We start from the raw sequence: 22795 nt of genomic DNA, 5'->3' as shown, positions 1-22795 counted from the left end.
GGCACTTTCGGGGGGCTCTGAAAGTACCTCCAAGAGCGGCGCAGTACACTAGTCCCCACCAGCCCCCCCATCAGGTCGCCACTTCCGGCCCCTCGGTCGCATGCAGGTCGAAGGCCGCGGCGAGCAGGGCGCGGGTGTAGGGCGCTTCGGGGGCGTTGAAGATGCGCCGTGCGGGCCCCTGTTCAACCACTTCTCCGGCCCGCATCACCAGGATTTCGTCACTGAGGGCGCGCACCACCTTGAGATCGTGGCTGATGAAGAGGTAGGCGAGGCGGTGGCGCGCCTGGAGCGTCCGCAGCAGGTCCACGATCTGGGCCTGCACCGAGCGGTCCAGCGCGGAGGTGGGCTCGTCGAGCACCAGCAGTCGGGGTTTCAGCACCATGGCCCGGGCGATGGCGATGCGCTGGCGCTGGCCCCCGGAGAACTCGTGGGGGTAGCGGTGGCGGCTCCCGGGCTCCAGTCCCACCTCCTCCAGGGCCTGGCCGATCAGGCCATCGCGCTCGGCCGCCGTGCCGCCGAGTCCGTGGACCCGCAGGCCCTCCTCGATGATCTGTCCCACCGACATGCGCGGACTCAGGGAGCCGAAGGGATCCTGGAAGACGATCTGCATCTCCCGTCGCAGCGGGCGCAGGGTCCGGCTCTTGAGCCCCTGCAGCTCGCGGCCGTCGAAACGGATGCTGCCGCGGCTCGATTCCAGCCGCAGGAGGGCCAGCCCCAGGGTGGTCTTGCCCGAGCCGCTCTCGCCCACGATGCCCACGGTATGCCCCTCGCGCACGGTCAGCGAGATGCCGTCCACCGCCTTCACGTGGTCCACCGTGCGGCGCAGGAAGCCGCGCTTGATGGGGAACCAGACCTTGATCGCCTCGGCTTCCAGCAGCACGGGGGCGTCGGCCGGCGCCTCCACCGGGTGGCCGCCGGGCTCGGAGGCGAGCAGGCGCCGGGTGTAGGGGTGGGCGGGGGCCGCGAAGACCTGCGCCACCGGTCCGGATTCCACGATCTCCCCGCCCTGCATGACACACACCCGGTCCGCCACCTTGTGCACCACGCCCAGGTCGTGGGTGATGAGCAGCAGCGCCATGCCCAGCCGTTCGCGCAGGTCCTGCAGCAGCTCCAGGATCTGGGCCTGGATGGTCACGTCCAGGGCGGTGGTGGGCTCGTCGGCGATGAGCAGGTCGGGCTCGTTGGCCAGCGCCATGGCAATCATCACCCGCTGGCGCTGGCCGCCGGAGAGCTGGTGCGGATAGGCATTGAGGCGCTTTTCCGCCTCCGGCAGCCCCACCAGCCGCAGCAGGTCCAGGATGCGCTCCCGGGCCTGGGCGGGCCGCAGCCCCTTGTGCAGCTGGAGGGTCTCGCCGATCTGCTTCTCGATGGTGTGCAGCGGGTTCAGCGAGGTCATGGGCTCCTGGAAGATCATGCTGATGCGATCGCCGCGGATGGAGCGCAGGGTCCGCGGCGAGGCCCCCATCAACTCCTGGCCCAGGAAGCGGATGCTGCCGGAGGGGTGGCGGGCGCGGGGGTAGGGCAGCAGCTGCAGCAGGGACAGGGCCGTGACCGACTTGCCCGAGCCGCTTTCGCCCACCAGCGCCAGGGTCTCCCCGCGGCGGATGCCGAAGGAGGCCCCCTTGACCGCCTCCACCGTCCCCCCCGGCGTGTCGAAGCTCGCCGACAGGTCGTCCACCTCCAGCAGCAGCTCAGCCATGGTGCCCCCCGTTCCCGGTGGCGTCGGCATGATTTTCTCTCCACAGACCGCGCGGATTGGAACGGGCTGTGGGCGGATTGCGCCTGACGCCATGGGCGGCGGCGAAGGGATCCACCCGTCCCGTGGCCGCTGCACCAGCGGAAATCGGCGCGATCCGTGTCATCCGTGGATGGGCAGTCAGGGTTTTCATAGCGTGGTCTTGCGCGGATCGAAGGCGTCGCGGGCGGCTTCGCCGACGAAGATGAGCAGGCTCAGCATCAGCGCCAGCACGGTGAACGCGGTGATGCCCAGCCAGGGCGCCTGCAGGTTGGACTTGCCCTGGGCCAGCAACTCGCCCAGCGAGGCCGAGCCGGGGGGCAGACCGAAGCCGAGGAAGTCCAGCGAGGTCAGGGTGGTGATGGAGCCGTTGAGGATGAAGGGCAGGAAGGTGAAGGTGGCCACCATGGCATTGGGCAGGACGTGGCGGAACATGATGGTCAGCTTGTTCACCCCCAGCGCCCGGGCGGCGCGGACGTAGTCGAAGTTGCGCCCGCGCAGGAATTCCGCCCGCACCACTCCCACCAGGGTCATCCACGAGAACAGCAGCATCAGTCCCAGCAGCCACCAGAAGTTGGGCTCCACCACGCTGGCCAGGATGATGAGCAGGTAGAGCACCGGCAGTCCCGACCAGATCTCGATGAAGCGCTGGAACAGGAGATCGGTCCAGCCCCCCAGGTAGCCCTGCACGGCGCCGGCGGCCACGCCGATGACGGAGCTGGCCAGCGTCAGCGCCAGGCCGAACAGCACCGAGATGCGGAAGCCGTAGATGAGCCGCGCCAGCACGTCCCGTCCCTGGTCGTCGGTGCCGAGCCAGTTTTCCGCCGAGGGCGGGGACGGGGCGGGGACGGGGAGATCGTAGTTGATGGTCTGGTAGCTGTAGCGGATGGGCGGCCAGATCATCCAGCCCCTGGCGTCGATCAGGTCCTGCACGTAGGGATCGCGATAGTCCGCCTCGGTGGCGAACTCTCCGCCGAAGGTGATCTCGGCGTACTCCTGCACCACCGGGAAGTACCACCCGCCGTCATAGCGCACCAGCAGCGGCTTGTCGTTGGCGATGAACTCCGCGAATAGGCTCAGGGTGAACAGCAGCAGGAAAATCCACAGCGACCACCAGCCGCGGCGGTTGGCGCGGAAACTGTGGAGCCGGCGCTGGTTGAGGGGGCTCAGGGCCATTTGGAATTCTCCAGCGGCCGGTTGCCGGTCGCCTGCCCGCAGGATGGGAAAAGCACAGCGTGCCCATCGCGCGCAGCAGGATGGGCATGTCGCTCCGCTCCTTTGCCCATCCTGCGCCTCACCGAAGCCTCACCCCTCACATCCACATCACACCTCCCGGCTCTCGAAGTCGATGCGCGGGTCTATCACCACGTACATCAGGTCACCGGCCAGGTTCAGCAGCAGTCCGAGCAGGGTGAAGAAGTAGAGGGTGCCGAACATGACCGGGTAGTCGCGGTTGATGGCCGCCTCGAAGCCCAGCAGCCCCAGCCCGTCGAGGGAGAAGATCACCTCGATCAACAGCGAGCCGGTGAACAGGATGCTCACGAAGGCGCTGGGAAAGCCCGCCACAACGATCAGCATGGCGTTGCGGAAGACGTGGCCGTAGAGCACCCGGCGCTCGTCCAGCCCCTTGGCCTTGGCCGTGACCACGTACTGCTTGTTGATCTCCTCCAGGAAGGAGTTCTTGGTGAGCATGGTGAGTCCGGCGAAGCCGCCGATGGTCATGGCCAGCACCGGCAGGGTGATGTGCCAGAAGTAGTCGGCGATGCGCGCCGGCCAGGCGAGATCCTCCCAGTTCTCGGATACCAGCCCGCGCAGGGGGAACCAGTCCAGGAAGCTGCCGCCGGCGAAGAGCACCACCAGCAGCACGGCGAACAGGAATCCGGGAATGGAGTAGCCCACGATCACCACCGCCGAGGTCCACACGTCGAAGCGGCTGCCGTCGCGCACCGCCTTGGCGATGCCGAGCGGGATGGAGATGAGGTAGACCAGGATCGTGGTCCACAGCCCCAGCGAGATGGAAACGGGCATCTTGTCGATGACGAGATCCACCACCGACTGGTCACGGTAGAAGCTGTCGCCGAAGTCGAAGTGTACGTAGTTGCTGATCATCCCCCAGAAACGCTCCCAGGGCGGCTTGTCGAAGCCGTAGAGCTTCTCGATCTCCTTGATGAGCTCCGGGTCCAGCCCCTGCGCGCCGCGGTACTGGGAGGACTCCCCGGTGCTGGAGATGCGCCCTCCGGTCTCGCCCACGCTGCTGCCGCCCACCCGCGCCGTGGCCTCCACGCCGGTTCCCTTGAGCTCGGCGATGAGCCGTTCAACCGGTCCGCCGGGCGCCGCCTGCACGATGACGAAGTTCAGCACCATGATGCCGAACAGCGTCGGGATGATCAGCAGCAGGCGCCGGAGAATGTAGGCGAGCATGGTTGTTATTTTGAATAGACAGGATTTACAGGATTAACAGGATGTTCAAAGAGGTCCCATTGGAGGATGTCACTGGTTGTGGTGACTCCGCCCCGAATGGTTTTCGACCCGGGGCGGATGGTGACATGTGAAGTGTCATGGGACGTCTCGATAGGGATAGTGCCTCATAATCAAGCAATCCTGTGAATCCTGTAAATCCTGTCTATTAGAAAGTCACTTACCGCGCTTGGCGGTCAGGGCGGCGGCCTTGTCGGGGTCCACCCACCAGAAGCCGAAGCCGAGGTCGTACCTGGGGGTCACCGCGGGGCGGGAGAACTTGTCCCAGTAGGCGACGCGGTAGACGCGGGTGTGCCAGTTGGGGATGACGTAGAAGCCCCACTGCAGGACCCGGTCGAGCGCGCGGGTGCGATCGATGAGCTCCTGCCGGTCCGTGGCGCTGATGACCTTCTCCACCAGTGCGTCGACCACCGGGTCGCAGACGCCGGCGGTGTTGCGGCTGCCCGGGGTCCTGGCGGCCTCGCAGGACCAGAAGTCGCGCTGCTCGTTGCCCGGGGAGAGGGACTGGCCGAAGACATCCACGATCATGTCGAAATCGAAGTCGTTGAGACGGTTCTGGTACTGGGTGGTGTCAACGGTCCGCACCCGTGCCTCGATGCCGAGCCGCTCGAGATTGCGGACGAAGGGCAGCACGACCCGCTCGAAGGCGGGGTTCACGAGCAGGATCTCGAAGCTGAAGGGCCTGCCGGTGGCGCTGTCGACCAGCTGCCGTCCGCGGATCTCCCAGCCGGTTTGCCGGAGCAGTTCCGTGGCCTTGCGCAGGTTGCCGCGGATGTTGCCGCTGCCGTCGCTGGCGGGGGGCTCGTAGGCCGTGGTGAAGACCGCCTCGGGCACCTTGCCGCGGTAGGGCTCCAGCACCTTCAGCTCGCCGGGGGAGGGCAGGCCCCGGGCCGCCAGCTCCGAGTTGGAGAAGTAGCTGCGGGTGCGGGTGTAGGCGCCATAGAAGAGGTTCTTGTTGGTCCACTCGAAATCGAAGGCGTAGGCCAGGGCCTCGCGTACCCGCGGATCGCTGAACAGCTCGCGGCGGGTATTGTAGACGAAGGCCTGCATTCCGGTCGGCTGCTCGTTGGGGATCTCCTCCAGCTTGATGAATCCCTCGTTCACGGGAGGAACATCGTAGGCGGTGGCCCAGTTCTTGGCCGTGTTCTCCAGCCGGAAGTCGTACTCGCCGGCCTTGAAGGCCTCCAGCGCCACGGTGGCGTCGCGGTAGTAGTCGACGCGGATGGTGTCGAAGTTGTCCCGTCCGCGGTTGACCGGCAGGTCCCCGCCCCAGTAGTCCGCCACCCGCCGGTAGGTGATGGAACGCCCCGGGTCCGAGGCGGCCACCTCGTAGGGGCCGCTGCCGAGCGGCGCCTTCAGGGTGGTGGCGGCGAAGTCCTTGCCCTCCCAGTCGGCCCGTGAGAGGACCGGAAGCTGGCCGATGATGAGGGCCAACTCGCGGTTTTCGCCGGCGTCGAAGGTGAACTTCACCTTCCTGTCTCCCACCTTCTCCGCCCTGGCGACGCTGCCGTAGTAGGCGCGGTAGAAGGGGTGCCCCTTCTCCTTCAGGGTGTTGAAGGAGAAGATGACATCCTCGGGCGTGACCGGGGAACCGTCGTGAAAGCGCGCCTCGGGGCGCAGGGTGTAGGCGACCCAGGAGCGATCCTCCGGGATTTCGATGGTCTCCGCCAGCAGTCCGTACTCGGAGAACGCTTCATCGTCGGACCGGATCGTGAGGGTATCGAAGAGTCGGCCCAGGCCGGAGGCGGACACCCCCTTGAGGGTGAAGGGGTTGAGGGTGTCGTAGGTGCCCACGGCCGCAAGGCGCACGTCGCCGCCCTTGGGGGCCTCGGGACGGGCGTAGTCGAAGTGGGTGAAGCCGGGACCGTACTTGAGGTCCCCGTGCATCGCCAGTCCATGGCTGACGGTAGCCCCGATGGCCGGGGCGGCGGTGGTGAGCAGCGCCAGGATGCCGGCGCCCAGTGCGGCGATGGGGTTGAATCGGCCCATACCCTCTCCCGAATGATTGGTTTCGCAGCAGTGTACTGGATCTACTCCAGAGACTGCACGGGCGGGGGATGGTTCACCGGAACGGACGCCCCGCCACCGTCTTCGGTGGCGGGGCGGGGGATTCACTCTTCCTTCAGTTCATCGTGCCAGCCGCGATCGAGGCCGAACTCGAAGCTGTGGATCAGGAGACCTTCAGGGAAGGCCTCGTTCAGCCGGCGCTCGAATTCCGCGTAGACCTTGGTCTTGTGCTGCTGGACGTCGTAGTCCCGGGTGGTGGGGTCCACGCCCTCCACCTCCACTTCCATCTTGAACTCCACCTCGGGGGCGATCTGTACACGTACTTTTGCCATGGGCGTCTCTCCCTCGTTATTTATAAATACCGGTTATGGTTGCGCCATGCTCATTTATAGCAAAGGTACGATCAGCAGCGCCACGATGTTGATGATCTTGATGAGCGGGTTGATGGCGGGGCCCGCGGTGTCCTTGTAGGGGTCGCCCACGGTGTCGCCGGTGACCGCGGCCTTGTGGGCCTCGGAACCCTTGCCGCCGTGGTTGTCGTCCTCGATGTACTTCTTGGCGTTGTCCCAGGCGCCGCCGCCGGTGGTCATGGAGATGGCGACGAACAGGCCGGTGACGATGGAGCCGAGGAGGACGCCGCCCAGCGCCTGGGGGCCCAGCAGCAGGCCCACCAGCAGCGGGACCGCCACCGGCAGCAGGGAAGGAACGATCATCTCGCGGATGGCCGACTTGGTGAGCAGGTCGACGGCGCGTGAGTAGTCGGGTTCGGTGGTGCGCTCCATGATGCCGGGGATGTCCCGGAACTGCCGCCGCACCTCGCGTACCACCGCGCCGGCGGCGCGGCCCACGGACTCCATGGCCATGGCACCGAACAGGTAGGGAATGAGCCCGCCGATGAACAGGCCGATGATCACCTGGTGGTTGGAGAGGTCGAAGGTGGTCGGGGCGCCGGTGTGGACGCTCAGTTCGCGGGTGTAGTCGGCGAACAGCACCAGGGCCGCCAGGCCCGCCGAGCCGATGGCGTAGCCCTTGGTGACCGCCTTGGTGGTGTTGCCCACCGCGTCCAGTGCGTCGGTGGTGGCGCGGATCTCCTTGGGCAGCTCAGCCATCTCCGCGATGCCGCCGGCGTTGTCGGTGATGGGACCGTAGGCGTCGGTTGCCACCACGATGCCGGTCATGGAGAGCATGGCCGTGGCCGCCACCGCGATGCCGTAGAGGCCGGCCAGGGCGTAGGCGCCCCAGATGCCGGCGCAGATGACCAGCAGCGGGCCGGCGGTGGAGCGCATGGACAGCGCCAGTCCGGCGATGATGTTGGTGGCGTGGCCCGTGGTGGAAGCGGCGGCCAGGTGACGCACGGGCGGGAAGCCGGTGGCGGTGTAGTAGTCGGTGATGACCACGATGGCGGCGGTAACGGCCAGGCCCACCAGCGCCGAACCGTAGAGGTCGCCCACGGAGAACCCGGTGGCATCCCCCATCAGCCAGACGGTGACGGGGTAGAAGGCCGCCGCGGCGAGCAGGCCGGCCACGATCAGCCCGCGGTAGAGGGCGCGCATCACCTTGCCGTCGGGTCCGACGGAGACGAAAAACGTGCCGACGATGGAGGCGATGATGGAGACGCCGCCCAGGACCAGCGGGTAGAGGACGGCGTTCGGCCCGGCGTCGGCCATGGACAGCGCGCCCAGCATCATGGTGGCGATGAGGGTGACGGCGTAGGTCTCGAACAGGTCCGCGGCCATGCCGGCGCAGTCGCCCACGTTGTCGCCCACGTTGTCGGCGATGACGGCGGGGTTGCGCGGGTCGTCCTCGGGAATGCCGGCTTCCACCTTGCCCACCAGGTCCGCGCCCACGTCGGCGCCCTTGGTGAAGATGCCGCCGCCGAGGCGGGCGAAGATGGAGATGAGGGAGCCACCGAAGGCCAGCCCGACCAGGGGGGCGAGGCGCACCGTTTCCCCGGCGTCGGTGCCGGCGGCCAGCACACTGTAGTAGCCGCCCACGCCCAGCAGGGCCAGGCCCACCACCAGCAGGCCGGTGACCGCGCCGCCGCGGAAGGCGACCTGGTGGGCCGGGTTGAGCCCCTGCTTGGCCGCTTCGGTGGTGCGCACGTTGGCGCGCACCGACACGTTCATGCCGATGAAACCGGCGGCGCCGGAGAGCACGGCACCGATGGCGAAACCCCAGGCGGTGGGAGCACCCAGCAGCACGTAGAGAACGACGAACAGCAGCAGGCCGACCATGCCGATGGTGGTGTACTGGCGGCGGAGATAGGCGCTGGCACCGACCTCGATGGCATGGGCGATGCGGCGCATGGCCTCATCACCGGCGGGCTGGGCGTTGACCCAGCGTGCGGTAAACACTCCATAGGCCAGTGCCAGGATTGCACATCCAAGCACCAGCGACAGTCCGATGACCATTCGAATCCTCCCCCGAATAATGACCTGGCACCCTGACGTTGCTGAATCAGGGATCTGTTTTGTTCCCGGGAGTCGGCCAGATCATGGACCGTCCTGCGCCAAAACCGGACTGACTCCCAGTCGGTAAAACCATTGGCACCAGGCATCCTAGAGGGCATTTGAACAGCGTTGAAATCAAATATAATGTTTTTCGAAATAAGTATTTTGTATGTTGCAATGCATGAATCAAGAACTATCAGAACCCTAGAATGAAATAACGCCCCGGCCACGGCTCCCGGACATCACTTTTCATGGGGTCCGGCGGGGGGAGTGTTGGAAAGGCGACAAAACAGAAACTGATAATTGTCATTCCGCGGTGTATTCATTACAGGCGGGTGCGCGCGCCGGCTGGATGTCGTCCGGAAGACGCGGATAAATGGGCGGTACCGTTACTGGAAGTTGAATATAACGGGGGGCGGGCCGACACCGGACCCGGGGCGGTTCGAATGACGATAACGGGACCGGGACCTGATCCGGGGCGGATGGTCAATGACCTGGTCTATCTATGTCTGTGGTCGAACGTCCCGGTTCGACACCAACAGTTCGGAGAGATCCACCATGCGGATGGCGCTGATGGCGGCCTCCCAGGCGCCTTCGTGGCACAGCCCCGAGATGGAGGCGTTTTCATAGCCGGCGAGTGCCGCCTCGATGCAGGCGCTGCGCACCCGTTCGGCCAGTCTGCGGTCCGATTCCCGGCTCATGTCGTCTCCTCCGGGCTGTCCCTGGGGGTGTCAGTCGGTGATGGGGCGCAGCCACCGACGGTAGAGGCGATCAGCGGCGGCCTGCTGCCCGGCCACGCGGTTCTCGATAGCCGCGAGCATCTCTCCGGCATCCTGGACCGCGGGCGACGGATCGTCCAGTTCATCGCGGTAGAGCGCGGCCCACTCGCGCACCATCGGGGCGGTCATTTCCACGTGACACTGGAGCGCGAGGGTGTTGCCGATGGCGAAGGCCTGGTTTTCACAGTGCGCGCTGCGCAGCAGGGGCACGGCCCCGGCCGGGAGGGAAAAGGTTTCGCCGTGCCAGTGGAAGGCCGTGAAAGTGGCCGGCAGCCCCTCCAGCCAGGCGTCCGTGTCCGGCAGCCGCTCCACCGGGTGCCAGCCGATCTCCCGCACCGCGTTCGGCCCCACCGCGCCGCCCAGCGCCTTGGCGATCAGCTGGCCACCGAGACAGTGGCCGAGAACCGGAACGTCCGCCTCCGACGCCCGGCGGATCAGGGCCAGCTCGGCGCCGATCCAGGGCAGGGGATCGTTGACGCTCATGGGCCCGCCCATGAACACCAGCCCGGAGACGTCCGACAATGCGCCGGGAATGGCCTCGCCCGCGTCCACGGCCACCAGTTCCCAGGGGATTCCGGCCCGGTCGAGAAAGGTCGCGAGGTAGCCGGGACCCTCGCAGGCCACGTGGCGGAATATGCGTATCGGTTTCATGCGGTTGAGGATAAGGGTTAATGGACAAAGGTCAAAGGTCAAGGGTTTATCTTTAACCTTTTTCCCTTATCCATTGTCCCTTGTCCCTTATCCCTTTTCCATTGTCCATCGTGCCCCCGTCAGTGCTCGCCCTTGGTGCGGCGGATTCCGGCCAGGCGGTTGCCCTGCTTCTGCGGGCCGCCCCGGGGGAAGAGATCGTGCAGGTAGTGGTTGTTGCCGCGCCCGGGACCCCAAGCCTTGCGGAAATGCTGGATCATGTGGCGCACCTGGGCCTGGATGTGGTTCCGTTCATGGTAGTCGCGGATGAAGCGGATCACCTCCCAGTGCTCGTCGGTGAGCTCCAGGCCCTCCTCCTCGGCGAGGGCGACGGCGAAGGCCTCGGACCATTCGTCGAGATCCTGCAGGTAGCCTTCGGAATCGGTCTCCACGGGACGCCCGTCCACATTGATGGTCTTGATCCGGTGGGCATAGGGATTGGTCTGCATCGTCATGGTCGTGCTCTCCTTGTCCGTCTGCCGGGACGGGAATCCGCGCGCCGCAGGAGCGCCTTCTCCGTCCCCTGGCGACGGATATTAGTCCCGGAACATGAAAAGAAGTATATCCAATACAGGTTAAACGGCGCGGGTGACTACCACGAAAGGGGTAGCGGCGGGTCTGTCCTGCCTGTGCGGCGGGAGGTCAGGTGCGGGAAACCGACCTGAGCGCCCCGGCAGTGATTACCGCCGGGGCGCCGGATGGCATCAGCGTGCCGGCACCTGCTTGCGCCGTACGATCTGGTAGGCCCGCCCCAGGTAGCCCAGCGGCACGCTCCAGACATGGACCAGCCGGGTGAAAGGGAAGATGAGGAACACGGTCATGCCGAAGAAGAGGTGGATTCTGAAAATCAGGTCCACGCCCCGCAGCAGGTCCGGGTTGGCGTTCAGGGTGAACACGCTCTGGGCCCATTCGGCGAGCGCGACCATCACCGAAGCATCGCCATTGGCCGCATGGTGCAGGGAGAAGGGGATGGTCGAGAGCCCCAGCAGCAGGGTGACCAGGATCCAGCCAAGCACGAATATGTCGCGCCGGCGGGAGACGTGGCGCACCCGCGGATTGGTGAGCCGGCGCAGCCACAGCAGCACCCCCCCGATGAGGCACAGGGTACCGAAGACGCTGCCGGCGGTGATGGCCACGTACTGGTGCAGCATGTCGGATACGCCCAGGGCCAGGAACAGGCCGTGGGGGGTCAGCAGGCCCACCAGGTGACCGAGGAAGATGGCGATGATGCCCACGTGGAACAGGTTGCTCGCCAGGCGCATGTTGCGGTTGGAAAGGATCTGGCTCGAGTCGCTTTTCCAGGTGTACTGTTCGCGGTCGAAGCGAATCCAGTTGCCCAGCAGGAAGATGGTTCCCGCCAGGTAGGGGTAGGCCCCGTACAGGAAGTCGTGCAGGTTCATGGGGTATCTCCTCAGGCGGCGGTGCGGGCCAGGTGGCCGTGTTTCTCGATGACGCGCAGGACCGGGGCATAGGGGCTGCCGGCGCGCTCCAGGTTGGCGGCCAGGACCCGGATCACCTTGGCCGCGTCGCCCAGGAAGACCCGGGCGGCGAACGGCTCCAGGGTGGAGCAGTACTCCAGCACCAGGGGCAGGTAGTCGGGCAGTTCGCCGGCCACCGCCTCCAGCCCCGCGCCCTTGTAGTGCTCGGAGAGATCCACCAGCGCCGGGCCGCGGCCACGGTCGTCACCGAACAGGTGATGGGTCAGGTGCAGGCTGTGCTCCGGGGTCATGTCGAAGGTCTGCACGTAGTGTCCCTGGAGGGCCAGCAGCGGCTGCGAGCTCATCCAGGCCACCAGCTCGGAAACCGCGGCGCGGTCCTCTGCGGCGATATCGGGCTCGTCGTGGAGCCACTCCTGCAACGCGCCGAGATGGCCATGGAGGAGCTCGTCGGGATAGTCCAGCAGGCGGGCAATGACGGTATAGAGTTGCATGATCTCTCCTCCTCAGGCCTTCTCGGTTTCCTTGCTCGGCGGCGGCACGAAGGTGATGGGCACCTCCGAGCGGGTGCGGCGGGTGGGGAAGAGGCTGAAGCCCTCGCCCGCATCGATGCCGTAGGCGCTGCTGTTGCCGGGCCCGAACCCCATCTGGCCCTGGAAGGCGTAGGGATCCTCCTGGCGCATCTCCTCGTGAGAGGTGGGAATGACAAAGCGATCCTCATAGTTGGCGATGGCCAGGTAGCGGTACATCTCCTCGGCCTCCGCCTCGGTCAGCCCCACCCGTTCCAGCACCGCGGCGTTGCCGGAGCCCTCCACCCGCTTCGAACGCTGGTGGCTGCGCATGGCGATGAGCCGGTTGAGCGCGCTGATGATGGGGGCGGTGTCGCCGGCGGTGAGCAGGTTGGCCAGGTAGCGGGCGGGGAAGCGCAGCGCATCGGCGGTGGGGATGACGCCGTCCTCGCCGGTGGGCAGATTGCCCTGGTCCAGCTGGCTCTGCACGGGCGAGAGAGGCGGCACGTACCACATCATGGGCAGGGTGCGGAACTCCGGGTGGATGGGGAAGGCGATCTTCCACTCCATGGCCATCTTCCACACCGGGGAGTTCTGGGCCGCGGTAATCCAGCTCTCGGGAATGCCGTCGCGGCGCGCCTGCTCGATGATCTCCGGATCGTTGGGATCGCAGAATACCCCCTGGTGGGCCTCGTAGAGCCCCTTGGGATTTTCCGTGGCCGCGGCGGTGCCGATCCTGTCGGCGTCATAGAGGATGACGCCCATGTAGCGGATGCGCCCCACGCAGGACTCGGCGCAGGCGGTGGGCAGGCCCGACTCGATGCGCGGGTAGCAGAGGATGCACTTCTCCGACTTGCCCGACTCCCAGTTGTAGTAGACCTTCTTGTAGGGGCAGCCGCTGATGCACATGCGCCAGCCGCGGCACTTGTCCTGGTCCACCAGCACCACGCCGTCCTCCTCGCGCTTGTAGATGGAGCCGGCGGGGCAGGCGGCCACGCAGGCCGGGTTGAGGCAGTGGTTGCACAGCCGCGGCAGGTACATGTGGAAGGTGTTCTCGAACTGGCCGTACATCTGCTTCTCGATGTCGGCGAAGTTCGGATCGCGGGCGCGCTCGGCGAACTCGCCGGCGAGGTCATCCTCCCAGTTGGGGCCCCACTGGATCTTCTCCATCCGCGAGCCGTCGATCTGGGAGCGGGGCCGGGCGGTGGGCGTCGCCTCGGACAGCGGCGCGTTCTGCAGGTGGGCGTAGTCGTAGTCGAAGGGCGCGTAGTAGTCGTCGATCTCCGGCATGTCGGGGTTGGCGAAGATGTTGAGCAGCTTGGAGGCGCGACCGCCCGCCTTGAGCTCCAGCTCGCCGTTCTTCAGTTTCCAGCCGCCCCGCCACTTGTCCTGGTTCTCCCACTGCTTGGGATAGCCGATGCCGGGCTTGCTCTCCACGTTGTTGAACCAGGCGTACTCCACGCCCTTGCGGTTGGTCCAGATGTTCTTGCAGGTCACCGAGCAGGTGTGGCAACCGATACACTTGTCCAGGTTGAGGACCATCGCGATCTGTGCACGGATCTTCATGAAAATCTCCTCACGGAAAATCTCACCACAAAGTCACGAAGGACACGAAGAAAGCGTGAAGGCTGAGAACGAAACAAGAAGCAGTTCTTCGTGCTCTTCGTGCCTTCGTGGTGAATGATCTTTTGTCAGTTGTTCACACCGACCGGGTTGAGCTGTGCCTCGCGCTCGGGTGTGAGCGGGCGCTCCAGCCAGTCCACGTCGCGGTCCTCGATCTTGTGGATCACCACGTACTCGTCGCGCTGGGATCCCACGGTGCCGTAGTAGTTGAAGCCGTAGGAGAGCTGCGCGTAGCCGCCGATCATGTGGGTGGGCTTGACCACCACGCGGGTCACCGAGTTGAGGATGCCGCCGCGCTTGCCGGTGGTGTTGGAGCCCGGCACGTTCACGTTCTTCTCCTGGGCGTGGTACATGATGGCCATGCCCCGTGGCACCCGCTGGGAGACCACCACCCGGGCCACCGTGGCACCGTTGGCGTTCACCGCCTCCACCCAGTCGTTGTCCCTGAGGCCGATGCTCTTCGCGTCGTCCTCGGCCACCCACATGTAGGGGCCGCCGCGGAACAGGGTGAGCATGCGCAGGTTGTCCTGGTAGGTTGAGTGGATGCCCCACTTGGAGTGGGGGGTGATCCAGTTGAGCACCAGGTGCGGCTTGGCGCGCACCGCGTCGGGCACCGTCTCGTGGGCCTTCAGGTCCACCGGCGGGCGGTAGGCGCAGAAGCCCTCGCCGAAGTCGAGCATCCACTCGTGGTCCTGGTAGAACTGGGCCCGCCCGGTGAGGGTGCGGAACGGGATGTGCTCGTGGATGTTGGTCCAGCCGGCGTTGTAGCTCACCTCCTCGGACTCGATCCCGGACCAGGTGGGCGCGGTGATGATCTTGCGCGGCTGGGCCTGGATGTCGCGGTAGAGAATCTTCTCGTCCCGGCGCGGGTCGCACAGGTGGTTGTGGTCGATGCCGGTCTTCTTCCCCAGCGCCTTCCACGACTTGTGGGCCACCTCGCCGTTGGTCTCCGGGGCCATCAGCAGGACCGTGTCGCAAACCGCGATATCGTCCTCCAGCTGCGGCATGCCCTTGGAGACGCCGTCCTCCTGGATGGTGCGGTTGTGGTGCTTCAGGTGCTCGTACTCGTCCTGGGTATCCCAGTCGATGCCCTTGACGTTGTTGCCGAGCTTGGTCATCAGCGGGCCCAGCGAGGTGAACTTCTTGTAGGTGTTAGCGTAGTCGCGCTCCACCACCTTCAGCAGCGGCAGGCTCTTGCCGGGCACCGGCTCGCACTCGCCGCGCTTCCAGTCCTGCACGCCGAAGGGCTGGGCCAGCTCCATGGGGGTGTCATGGAGCATGGGCAGGGCCACCAGGTCCTTGCGGGTGCCCAGGTGCTTGCCGGCCAGCTCCGAGAACTCCCTGGCGATGGTCTTGAAGATCTGCCAGTCGGTCTTCGACTCCCAGGCCGGGTCCACCGCCTCGGAGAGGGGGTGCACGAAGGGGTGCATGTCGGTGGTGTTGAGGTCCGCCTTTTCGTACCAGGTGGCCGTGGGCAGGATGATGTCGGAGTAGGCACCGGTGGAGTTGAGGCGGAAGTTGATGTCCACCATCAGGTCGAGCTTGGCGATGGGCGCCTTCTCGTGCCACTTGATCTCCTTCGTCTCCGCGCCCTCGACGCCCTCGGACATGACGCCGTTCTGGGCGCCGAGCAGGTGCTTCAGGAAGTACTCGTGGCCCTTGGCCGAGCAGCCGATGAGGTTGGCGCGCCAGACGAAGAGGTTGCGCGGCCAGCTCTCCGGGGCGTCCACGTCCTCCGCGGCGAAGCGGAGGTCACCGGACTTGAGTTGCTCCACCACGTATTTCCCCACCCCCGCCTCGTCGGCCGCGCCCGCGGCCTCGGCATCGTTGACGATGTCGAGGGGGTTGCGGTTGAAGTGGGGCGCCGAGGGGAGCCAGCCGAGGCGCTGGGCCACCACGTTGTAGTCGGCCAGGGTGTAGCCGCGGTATTTCCCCTTGGCGGTGGGGGCGAGGAGCGAATCGGCGCTCACCCGCTCGTAGCGCCACTGGTCGGTGTGGAAGTACCAGAAGCTGGTGGAGTTCATCTGCCGCGGCGGCCGGTGCCAGTCGAGGCCGAAGGCCACCGGCGCCCAGCCCGCCTGCGGGCGCAGCTTCTCCTGTCCCACGTAGTGGGCCCAGCCGCCGCCCGACTGCCCCACGCACCCGCACATGTGCAGCAGGTTCATGATGGCGCGGTAGTTCATGTCATTGTGGTACCAGTGGTTGATGGCGGCACCGAGGATGACCATGGACTTGCCGCGGGTCTTGGCGGCGTTGTCGGCGAACTCCCGCCCGGTGCGGATGAGGTCGGCGCGCTTCACGCCGGTCACCTTCTCCGCCCAGGCGGGGGTGTAGGCCACCTCGTCGTCGTAGGAGGCGGCCACGTTGCCGCCGCCGAGTCCGCGGTCGAGCCCGTACTGGGCCAGCTGCAGGTCGAACACCGAGGTGACCAGGACCTCCTCGCCGGAGGCGAGGGTGAGCCGGCGCACCGGCACATTGCGCTCCAGCACCCGCTCCTCGCCCGGGTTGAAGTGGGGGAAGGCCACGGGAACCACCTCGTCGCGGCTGTCGATGCAGGTGATCTCCGCCTCGATGTCGCTGGCGTCGGCGGCGTTCTTCGGCAGCAGGTTCCACTTGCCGTTCTCGCCCCAGCGGAAGCCCATGGAGCCGTTGGGGACCACGAAGGCGCCGCTCCCGGCGTCGAAAACGATGGTCTTCCACTCGGGATTGTTCGTCTCCCCCAGGCCGCCGTCGAAGTCGGAGGCGCGCAGGTAGCGGTCGCTGACGTAGCTGTCCCCCTGCCGGCGCAGCAGCACCTGCATGGGGAAGTCGGTGTACTTGCGGGCATATTCCTGGAAGTAGGGATCCTGCCGTTCCAGGTAGAACTCCTTCAGCGCCACGTGGCCCATGGCCAGGAAGGCGGCGGCGTCGGTGCCCTGGCGCACGGGCATCCAGAGATCGGCGAACTTCACGTACTCGGCGTAGTCCGGCGCCATGGAGACCACCTTGGTGCCGTTGTAGCGGGCCTCGATGGCGAAGTGGGCGTCGGGAGTGCGGGTCATGGGCAGGTTGGCGCCGCAGACGATGAGGTAGCTCGAGTTGTACCAGTCGGCAGCCTCGGGCACGTCGGTCTGCTCGCCCCAGACCTGGGGGGACGCGGGCGGCAGATCGCAGTACCAGTCGTAGAAGCTGCCGCAGGAACCGCCGATGAGCGACAGGTAGCGGGATCCGGCCGCGTAGCTGATCATGGACATGGCCGGAATGGGGGAGAAGCCGTAGATGCGGTCCGGCCCCCATTTCCTGGCCGTGTGCACGTTGGCCGCGGCGATCATCTCCACCACCTCTTCCCAGCGGCCGCGGACGAACCCGCCCAGGCCCCGCACGTTCGTGTAGCGCCGGCGCTTTTCCGGGTCGGCCTGGATGGCGGCCCAGGCCTCCACCGGGTCCTTGCCGGAAGCGCGCTCGGCGCGGTAGAGCTCCAGCAGCCGACCGCGCACCAGCGGGTGCTTGATGCGGTGGGGGCTGTAGAGATACCAGGAGAAGCTGGCTCCGCGCTGGCAGCCCCGGGGCTCGTGGTTGGGCATGTCGGGGCGGGTGCGCGGGTAGTCGGTCTGCTGCATCTCGAAGGCCACCAGGCCGTTCTTGACGTGGATCTTCCAGCTGCAGCCGCCGGTGCAGTTCACCCCGTGGGTGGAACGCACCACCTTGTCGAAGCGCCAGCGGTTGCGGTAGGCGTCCTCCCACTGGCGGTCCTCGCGGGTGACGATGCCGTGCCCACCGGAGAAGGTTTCCTCGATGCGCTTGAAGAATTTAAGCCGGTCCAGAAAGTGACTCATGTCTGACTCCTATCGGGTGAGGAGAGAGGAGCGAGGTGCGAAATGGAGGCTTCCAGCGCCTGACCACTCACCCCTCGCACACCTCGCGCCTCACGCACATCACGGGTTCTTGTGTTCCGCCTTGGGGCCCAGGTAGTACCACCAGTTGAGCAGCAGGCAGATGAAGTAGAAGATCGCGAAGCCGTAGAGGGCGTACTCCGGGGTGGTGGCCTTGATCTGCTCGCCGAACACCTGCGGGATGATGAACGCGCCGTAGGCGGCGATGGCCGAGGTCCAGCCCAGGGCCGGGCCCGCCTGCTCCTTCGGGAACACCATGGCGATGGTGCGGAAGGTGGAGCCGTTGCCGATGCCGCTGGCGGCGAACAGCACCAGGAACAGCAGGAAGAAGGGCAGGAAGTACTCCTCCGGGGTGGCCGAGCGGTAGGCGGCGGCCATGAAGTAGGCCACGCCCAGGGCGCTGACGATCATGGCGATGGTGATGAACTGGGTGACCTTGGCGCCGCCCAGCTTGTCGGCGATCCAGCCGCCCACGGGGCGGATGAGGGCGCCGATGAAGGGGCCCATCCAGGCGTACATCAGCGCGCTGGGACCGTTGGGATTCACCGTGTCATGGGTCATCAGGCCGTCGGCGCCGGGAATGTGGCTGTAGCCAAAGATGACCTTGATGGCGAGCGCGAAGGCGGCGGAATAGCCGATGAAGCTGCCGAAGGTCATGGTGTAGATGACGCTCATCACCCAGGTGTGCTTGTTGCCGAAGATGCGGAACTGGCGCTGGAGGTTGGGCTTGATGTCGCCGGGGATCTGCTTGAGCAGGAATACCGTGGCGGCGATGATGCCCGCCAGCACGAACCACTTGGTCCAGCCGGGCAGGCCGATCCCGGTGGGGGCCGGGAGGATCAGGTACAGGCCGGCGGCCGCGGTGATGAAGCCGATGAGTAGCATCCCGGTGATCTTGGAGAATGCGCCTACCGGGGAACCCGGATGGGGCGAGACCTCCTCGGTGCGGATGTTGTTCATGCCGAACCAGCCGGCGAAGGCCAGCGGCACCAGCAGCAGCAGCCAGACGAAGCCGGCATTCTGGATCCAGGTCTCGGAGCCGGCGGGAATCTTGCCGATGAGGGTTCCCGAGGTGTTCTGCAGGATCATCGGCTCACCGCCGAACAGGCCGAAGGTCATCACCAGGGGCACCAGGATCTGCATGGTGGTCACCCCGGCGTTGCCGAGCCCGGCGTTGAGGCCGAGCGCCAGGCCCTGCATCCGCTTCGGGTAGAAGAAGCTGATGTTGGACATGCTGGAGGCGAAGTTGCCGCCGCCGAAGCCCGACAGGAAGGCCAGTGCCTGGAACACCCACAGCGGACTGTTCTGGTCCTGCAGCGCCAGGCCGGTGCCGATGGCGGGAATCATCAGCAGGGCGGTGGTGAAGAAGATGGTGTTGCGTCCCCCGGCGATGCGGATGAAGAAGCTCGAGGGGATGCGCAGCGTCGCGCCGGTAAGCCCGGCGATGGCCGAGAGGGTGAACAGCTCCGCGGGCTGGAACGGGAAGCCGAGGTTCAGCATCTGCACCGTGATGATGCCCCAGTAGAGCCACACCGCGAAGCCGCAGAGCAGGCTCGGGATGGAGATCCAGAGGTTGCGGTTGGCAATCTTCTTGCCGGTGGAGTCCCAGAAGCGCTGGTCCTCCACGTCCCAGGTCTTTATGTCTGACATGATCTTTTCCTCGAGTTGCTGGAACCGACGTTCCGTGCGATGGGCGCGCTCACTCCAGCACGTCCACCAGGTCCTGGTGACGCATCAGGCGGTCCTTCTCCCGTTCGCCGGAGAAGTGCATCCAGATGAGGGAGACGAGGGTGATGCCGAACAGCAGCATGAAGGCGGTGCTGTTCACCCCGGTGACATCCAGCAGCACGCCGAACAGGATGGGCAGCAGGAACCCGCCCATGCCGCCCGCCAGCCCCACGATGCCGGAGATGACGCCTATGTTCTTCGGGTACTCGTCGGAGAGGTACTTGAACACCGAGGCCTTGCCGAAGCCCCAGGCGATGCCCACCACGAACAGGAACACGGTGAAGCCCCACTCGGGCAGGTGCAGTCCGAGCCGTACCGTGCCGCCGTCCACGGTCGCGATGGCCAGCTCGGTGTTCGGGTAGGACATGAAGAACAGCGAGCCGAGCGATGCCCACATGACCCACCAGGTGACCGTGTGGGCGCCGAAGCGGTCCGACAGCCAGCCGCCGAGGGCGCGGATTACACCCGAGGGCAGCACGAAGATGGCGGCCATCAGCGCCGCATGGGTGAGATCGTGGCCGTACTCGGAGACGTAGTACTTGGTCATCCACAGGGAGAGGCCGACGAAGCCGCCGAACACCAGGGAGTAGTACTGGCAGTACTTCCAGACGTGCGGGTCCTTGAGGGCGCGCAGCTGGTCACGGATGGTGATGTGGGCCTCCACCCGGTGGTCGGGATCGGAGTGGGTGAACATCCAGAACACGACGGCCACCACGATCATCACCCCGGCGTAGGTCTTGGGCACCGCCGTCCAGCCCCAGGCGGCGACGATGCTCGGGGCGACGAACTTGGTGAGCGCGGCGCCGGCATTGCCGGCCCCGAAAATGCCCATGGCGAAGCCCTGGGTCTTCTTCTCGAACCAGCGGGCGGTGTAGGCGATGCCCACGGAGAAGGAGGCTCCGGCGGCACCGACGAACAGGCCCAGCACCAGGAACTGCCAGAATTCGGTGGCCCCGCCGATGAGCCACAGCGGCGGTATCACCGCCAGCAGCAGGCCGAACAGGACCGGCCGGCCACCGAACCGGTCGGTCATCATGCCGAGGGGCAGACGCAGCAGGGAGCCGGTCAGGATGGGAGTGGCCACCAGCAGGCCGAACTGGGTCTCGTTGAGAACCAGCGTCTCCTTGATGGGGATGCCGATGATGGAGAACATGACCCACACCGCGAAGCAGGCGGTGAAGGCCAGCGTGTTCATGGTGAGGACCGAGAGCTGTTTTGCGCGTTGGCTCGGCATGGCCGTTCCCTCCGTCAAGACACCGTCGTGCCGTTGAATCTCCGCTGCCCGATGGGGTTTTTCAGCGTTGCGGCCGAGTCTAGGCACGCCTCCAGGCGGGTCTCAATGGGGGGAGAAAGCGACTGTTTTCATCGGAATACCACCAAATGAGTAACTGGGGTACATGTAATAACAATATGAAAAACATCAGAAAAACAGGCGTCCAGGGGTGGGGCGGCGGAATGGGTCAAGCACGCTGGGGAATTGTGGGTATTCCCTAATAACAGCGCGGGTGGCGGGTTATCATCAGTCCATGGCGAAAATCTTCGAACGCTCCCTGCTGCTGCGCCTGGGGCTGGCCATGGCCACCATCACGGCGCTCGCCTTCCTGGGCATGCTGAGCTCGGTCTTCATTGCCGAGACCACCCAGGGCGTGGCCTCGGCGGTGAACCAGGCCGGCTCCCTGCGCATGCAGTCCTACCGCATCGCCACGGACCTTGTGTATGCGGGTGACATGGATCCGGAGGCCTACTGGCGGACCACCGAGGCCCTGGTGCGGGAGTTCGAATCCCGGCTCGACAGCCCGCGCCTGGTAAGCGTGATTCCCGACGATCCCGAACATAAGCTCAACGCCGCCTACCGGCTGGTGAGCCGGAAGTGGGAGCGGCTGATCAAACCCATCCTCAATGTCTATGTCGGCGTGGTCGCCCCCACCCCGCACCCGGGGTGGGCGGAAGGTCTGCACGGCGATATCAGTGCCGAGCTGGCCGACGCCACCCGCGGCAATATCCGGGCCCGCTATCTCAACCTTGTGGATGGCTTCGTCGCGGAGATCGACCGGCTGGTCGGCCTGCTCGAGGAGGACGCGGAAAACAAGATCCAGCGGCTGCGGCTGTTCCAGGTGGTGTCGCTGTTCCTCACGGTGGTGGTGGTGGTGGTCACCATGTACCTGATGCACACCGACGTGCTGCTGCCGCTGCGGGATCTGCTCGCCTGCGCCGAGCAGCTGCGGCGGGGTGACCTCAGCGCGCGGACCCGCTACGAGAGCGCCGACGAGCTGGGCCGGCTCGGCCGCGCCTTCAACGTCATGGCGCAGGACCTGTCGCGGATGTACGCGGGACTGGAGGAGCTGGTTCGGCGCAAGACCCGGGACCTGGAACGCAGCAACCGCTCCCTGGAACTGCTCTACATCACCAGCAAGCGCCTGGGTGAGCCGCCGCTGACCGAGGCCAGCTTCCGGGCGGTCCTGGAGGACCTGGAGACCCTGGCGGAGGTGGGGCCGGGGAGCATCTGCCTCCGCGACCACGCCGACGACAGCCGGGCGTTCAGGCTGACCACGACCCGTGCGGATGGGGCCGATGCGCTCTGCACCTGGCCCGACTGCGCCCTCTGCCTGGGCGACGGCACCACCCACACGGTGGACGTGCCGGGCGCTGACGGGCGGCGCCAGCGGCTGCTGTCGCTGCCCATCGGCGACCAGGAGCAGCGCTACGGCGCGCTGCTGGTGGAGCTGCCGGCCGGCGATGATCTCCAACCCTGGCAGAAGCGGCTCCTGACGACCGTGGCCGGACACATCGGCGCCGCCCTCACCACCCGCCAGCGGCTGCACGAAAGCCGGCGCCTGGCCCTCTACGAGGAGCGCGGCGTGATTGCCCGCGAGCTCCACGACTCCCTGGCCCAGTCCCTGTCCTACCTGAAGATCCAGGTCAGCCGGCTCGACATGGCCCTGCGCCAGCAGGACGACGGGGCAGTGGCCCGGGAGGTGGTCACCGAGCTGCGGGAGGGGGTGAGCAGCGCCTATCGGCAGCTGCGGGAGCTGCTCACCACCTTCCGCCTCAAGATGGACGGGCGCGGGCTCAGCCAGGCGCTGGAGGAGACCGTGGCGGAGTTCGGCGGGCGGGGAGCGGTCGCCATCGAGCTGGAGAACCGGCTGCAGGGGGTTCAGCTCTCGCCGAACGAGGAGATCCACGTCCTGCAGCTGGTGCGCGAAGCGCTTTCCAACGTCTCCCGCCATGCCGAGGCGACCCGGGCGCGGGTCAGCCTGGAGGCCGATGCCGGCGGCCGAATCACGGTGGTGGTGGAGGACAACGGCCGCGGCATTCCCCCCCGGCCGCAGCGTCGCCATCACTACGGCCTTGCTATCATGGAAGAGCGCGCCCGCAGTCTCGGGGGGGAGATCCGGATGCTTCCAGCGCCCGGGGGCGGTACCCGGGTGGAGCTCGTATTCAAGCCGGGCCGGGACATGGACCGGTTCCACAACCTGCACACCTGAGAGCGA

General features: G+C 66.3%; 16 protein-coding genes. 1 reads left to right on the top strand and 15 read right to left on the bottom strand.

Annotated features, from left to right (window positions below; translation table 11 throughout):
- Window positions 1-70: 70 nt before the first annotated feature.
- From DFQ59_RS10315 to DFQ59_RS10245, 15 genes are all read right to left on the bottom strand, one after another.
- Window positions 71-1699, bottom strand: a complete 1629-nt coding sequence (locus DFQ59_RS10315) for an ABC transporter ATP-binding protein (protein ID WP_114279626.1) — start codon at window positions 1697-1699, stop codon at window positions 71-73.
- 186 nt (window positions 1700-1885) lie between these two features.
- Window positions 1886-2911 carry an ABC transporter permease gene (locus DFQ59_RS10310; protein WP_114279625.1) on the bottom strand — a complete coding sequence of 342 codons (1026 nt, stop codon included), beginning with the start codon at window positions 2909-2911 and terminating at the stop codon, window positions 1886-1888.
- Between the two features lie 147 nt (window positions 2912-3058).
- Window positions 3059-4156 carry a microcin C ABC transporter permease YejB gene (locus DFQ59_RS10305; RefSeq protein ID WP_114279624.1) on the bottom strand — a complete coding sequence of 366 codons (1098 nt, stop codon included), beginning with the start codon at window positions 4154-4156 and terminating at the stop codon, window positions 3059-3061.
- Window positions 4157-4369: 213 nt separating this feature from the next.
- A complete protein-coding gene (locus DFQ59_RS10300) occupies window positions 4370-6202 on the bottom strand; it encodes an extracellular solute-binding protein (protein WP_114279623.1) in 1833 nt (610 codons plus the stop codon).
- Between the two features lie 122 nt (window positions 6203-6324).
- Window positions 6325-6552 carry a hypothetical protein gene (locus DFQ59_RS10295; RefSeq protein ID WP_114279622.1) on the bottom strand — a complete coding sequence of 76 codons (228 nt, stop codon included), beginning with the start codon at window positions 6550-6552 and terminating at the stop codon, window positions 6325-6327.
- A gap of 54 nt (window positions 6553-6606) precedes the next feature.
- The gene (locus tag DFQ59_RS10290; protein ID WP_114279621.1) at window positions 6607-8631 is read right to left on the bottom strand and encodes a sodium-translocating pyrophosphatase; all 2025 of its coding nucleotides are present in this window, start codon (window positions 8629-8631) and stop codon (window positions 6607-6609) included.
- Window positions 8632-9173: 542 nt separating this feature from the next.
- Complete coding sequence (locus DFQ59_RS10285) at window positions 9174-9371, bottom strand: acetyltransferase (protein WP_114279620.1); 198 nt, start codon at window positions 9369-9371, stop codon at window positions 9174-9176.
- 30 nt (window positions 9372-9401) lie between these two features.
- Window positions 9402-10100 (bottom strand): type 1 glutamine amidotransferase, encoded by a 699-nt coding sequence (locus DFQ59_RS10280; RefSeq protein WP_114279619.1) that lies wholly within the window; start codon window positions 10098-10100, stop codon window positions 9402-9404.
- 119 nt (window positions 10101-10219) lie between these two features.
- Window positions 10220-10591 carry a TusE/DsrC/DsvC family sulfur relay protein gene (locus DFQ59_RS10275; RefSeq protein WP_211314877.1) on the bottom strand — a complete coding sequence of 124 codons (372 nt, stop codon included), beginning with the start codon at window positions 10589-10591 and terminating at the stop codon, window positions 10220-10222.
- Between the two features lie 249 nt (window positions 10592-10840).
- Window positions 10841-11536, bottom strand: coding sequence for a respiratory nitrate reductase subunit gamma (gene narI, locus DFQ59_RS10270; RefSeq protein WP_114279618.1), 696 nt, complete (start codon window positions 11534-11536; stop codon window positions 10841-10843).
- A gap of 11 nt (window positions 11537-11547) precedes the next feature.
- Complete coding sequence (narJ, locus tag DFQ59_RS10265; RefSeq protein ID WP_114279617.1) at window positions 11548-12066, bottom strand: nitrate reductase molybdenum cofactor assembly chaperone; 519 nt, start codon at window positions 12064-12066, stop codon at window positions 11548-11550.
- A gap of 12 nt (window positions 12067-12078) precedes the next feature.
- Entirely contained in the window at window positions 12079-13647 is a 1569-nt protein-coding gene (gene narH / locus DFQ59_RS10260; RefSeq protein ID WP_114279616.1) for a nitrate reductase subunit beta, read from the bottom strand.
- Between the two features lie 125 nt (window positions 13648-13772).
- A complete protein-coding gene (locus DFQ59_RS10255; RefSeq protein ID WP_114279615.1) occupies window positions 13773-17519 on the bottom strand; it encodes a nitrate reductase subunit alpha in 3747 nt (1248 codons plus the stop codon).
- 99 nt (window positions 17520-17618) lie between these two features.
- Window positions 17619-19226, bottom strand: a complete 1608-nt coding sequence (locus DFQ59_RS10250) for an MFS transporter (RefSeq protein ID WP_114279614.1) — start codon at window positions 19224-19226, stop codon at window positions 17619-17621.
- A gap of 49 nt (window positions 19227-19275) precedes the next feature.
- Window positions 19276-20538, bottom strand: coding sequence for an MFS transporter (locus tag DFQ59_RS10245; RefSeq protein ID WP_114279613.1), 1263 nt, complete (start codon window positions 20536-20538; stop codon window positions 19276-19278).
- A 292-nt stretch (window positions 20539-20830) separates the two neighbouring features.
- Between DFQ59_RS10245 and DFQ59_RS10240 the strand changes: the two genes are divergently transcribed.
- Complete coding sequence (locus tag DFQ59_RS10240; RefSeq protein WP_114279612.1) at window positions 20831-22789, top strand: ATP-binding protein; 1959 nt, start codon at window positions 20831-20833, stop codon at window positions 22787-22789.
- The last annotated feature ends 6 nt before the right edge of the window (window positions 22790-22795 follow it).

The organism is Thioalbus denitrificans, from assembly GCF_003337735.1.
GTDB lineage: Bacteria > Pseudomonadota > Gammaproteobacteria > DSM-26407 > DSM-26407 > Thioalbus > Thioalbus denitrificans.
Note: the sequence above shows the minus strand (reverse complement) of the source record. Positions and strands in the feature narration are given on the sequence as shown.

Coding starts and splice junctions, on each gene's coding strand:
- DFQ59_RS10275 (WP_211314877.1), bottom strand. CDS start 10,591: ATGACGATGCAGACCAATCCCTATGCCCACCGGATCAAGACCATCAAT.
- DFQ59_RS10290 (WP_114279621.1), bottom strand. CDS start 8,631: ATGGTCATCGGACTGTCGCTGGTGCTTGGATGTGCAATCCTGGCACTG.
- DFQ59_RS10280 (WP_114279619.1), bottom strand. CDS start 10,100: ATGAAACCGATACGCATATTCCGCCACGTGGCCTGCGAGGGTCCCGGC.
- narH (WP_114279616.1), bottom strand. CDS start 13,647: ATGAAGATCCGTGCACAGATCGCGATGGTCCTCAACCTGGACAAGTGT.
- DFQ59_RS10305 (WP_114279624.1), bottom strand. CDS start 4,156: ATGCTCGCCTACATTCTCCGGCGCCTGCTGCTGATCATCCCGACGCTG.
- narI (WP_114279618.1), bottom strand. CDS start 11,536: ATGAACCTGCACGACTTCCTGTACGGGGCCTACCCCTACCTGGCGGGA.
- DFQ59_RS10255 (WP_114279615.1), bottom strand. CDS start 17,519: ATGAGTCACTTTCTGGACCGGCTTAAATTCTTCAAGCGCATCGAGGAA.
- DFQ59_RS10245 (WP_114279613.1), bottom strand. CDS start 20,538: ATGCCGAGCCAACGCGCAAAACAGCTCTCGGTCCTCACCATGAACACG.
- DFQ59_RS10285 (WP_114279620.1), bottom strand. CDS start 9,371: ATGAGCCGGGAATCGGACCGCAGACTGGCCGAACGGGTGCGCAGCGCC.
- DFQ59_RS10240 (WP_114279612.1), top strand. CDS start 20,831: ATGGCGAAAATCTTCGAACGCTCCCTGCTGCTGCGCCTGGGGCTGGCC.
- DFQ59_RS10310 (WP_114279625.1), bottom strand. CDS start 2,911: ATGGCCCTGAGCCCCCTCAACCAGCGCCGGCTCCACAGTTTCCGCGCC.
- DFQ59_RS10315 (WP_114279626.1), bottom strand. CDS start 1,699: ATGGCTGAGCTGCTGCTGGAGGTGGACGACCTGTCGGCGAGCTTCGAC.
- narJ (WP_114279617.1), bottom strand. CDS start 12,066: ATGCAACTCTATACCGTCATTGCCCGCCTGCTGGACTATCCCGACGAG.
- DFQ59_RS10300 (WP_114279623.1), bottom strand. CDS start 6,202: ATGGGCCGATTCAACCCCATCGCCGCACTGGGCGCCGGCATCCTGGCG.
- DFQ59_RS10250 (WP_114279614.1), bottom strand. CDS start 19,226: ATGTCAGACATAAAGACCTGGGACGTGGAGGACCAGCGCTTCTGGGAC.
- DFQ59_RS10295 (WP_114279622.1), bottom strand. CDS start 6,552: ATGGCAAAAGTACGTGTACAGATCGCCCCCGAGGTGGAGTTCAAGATG.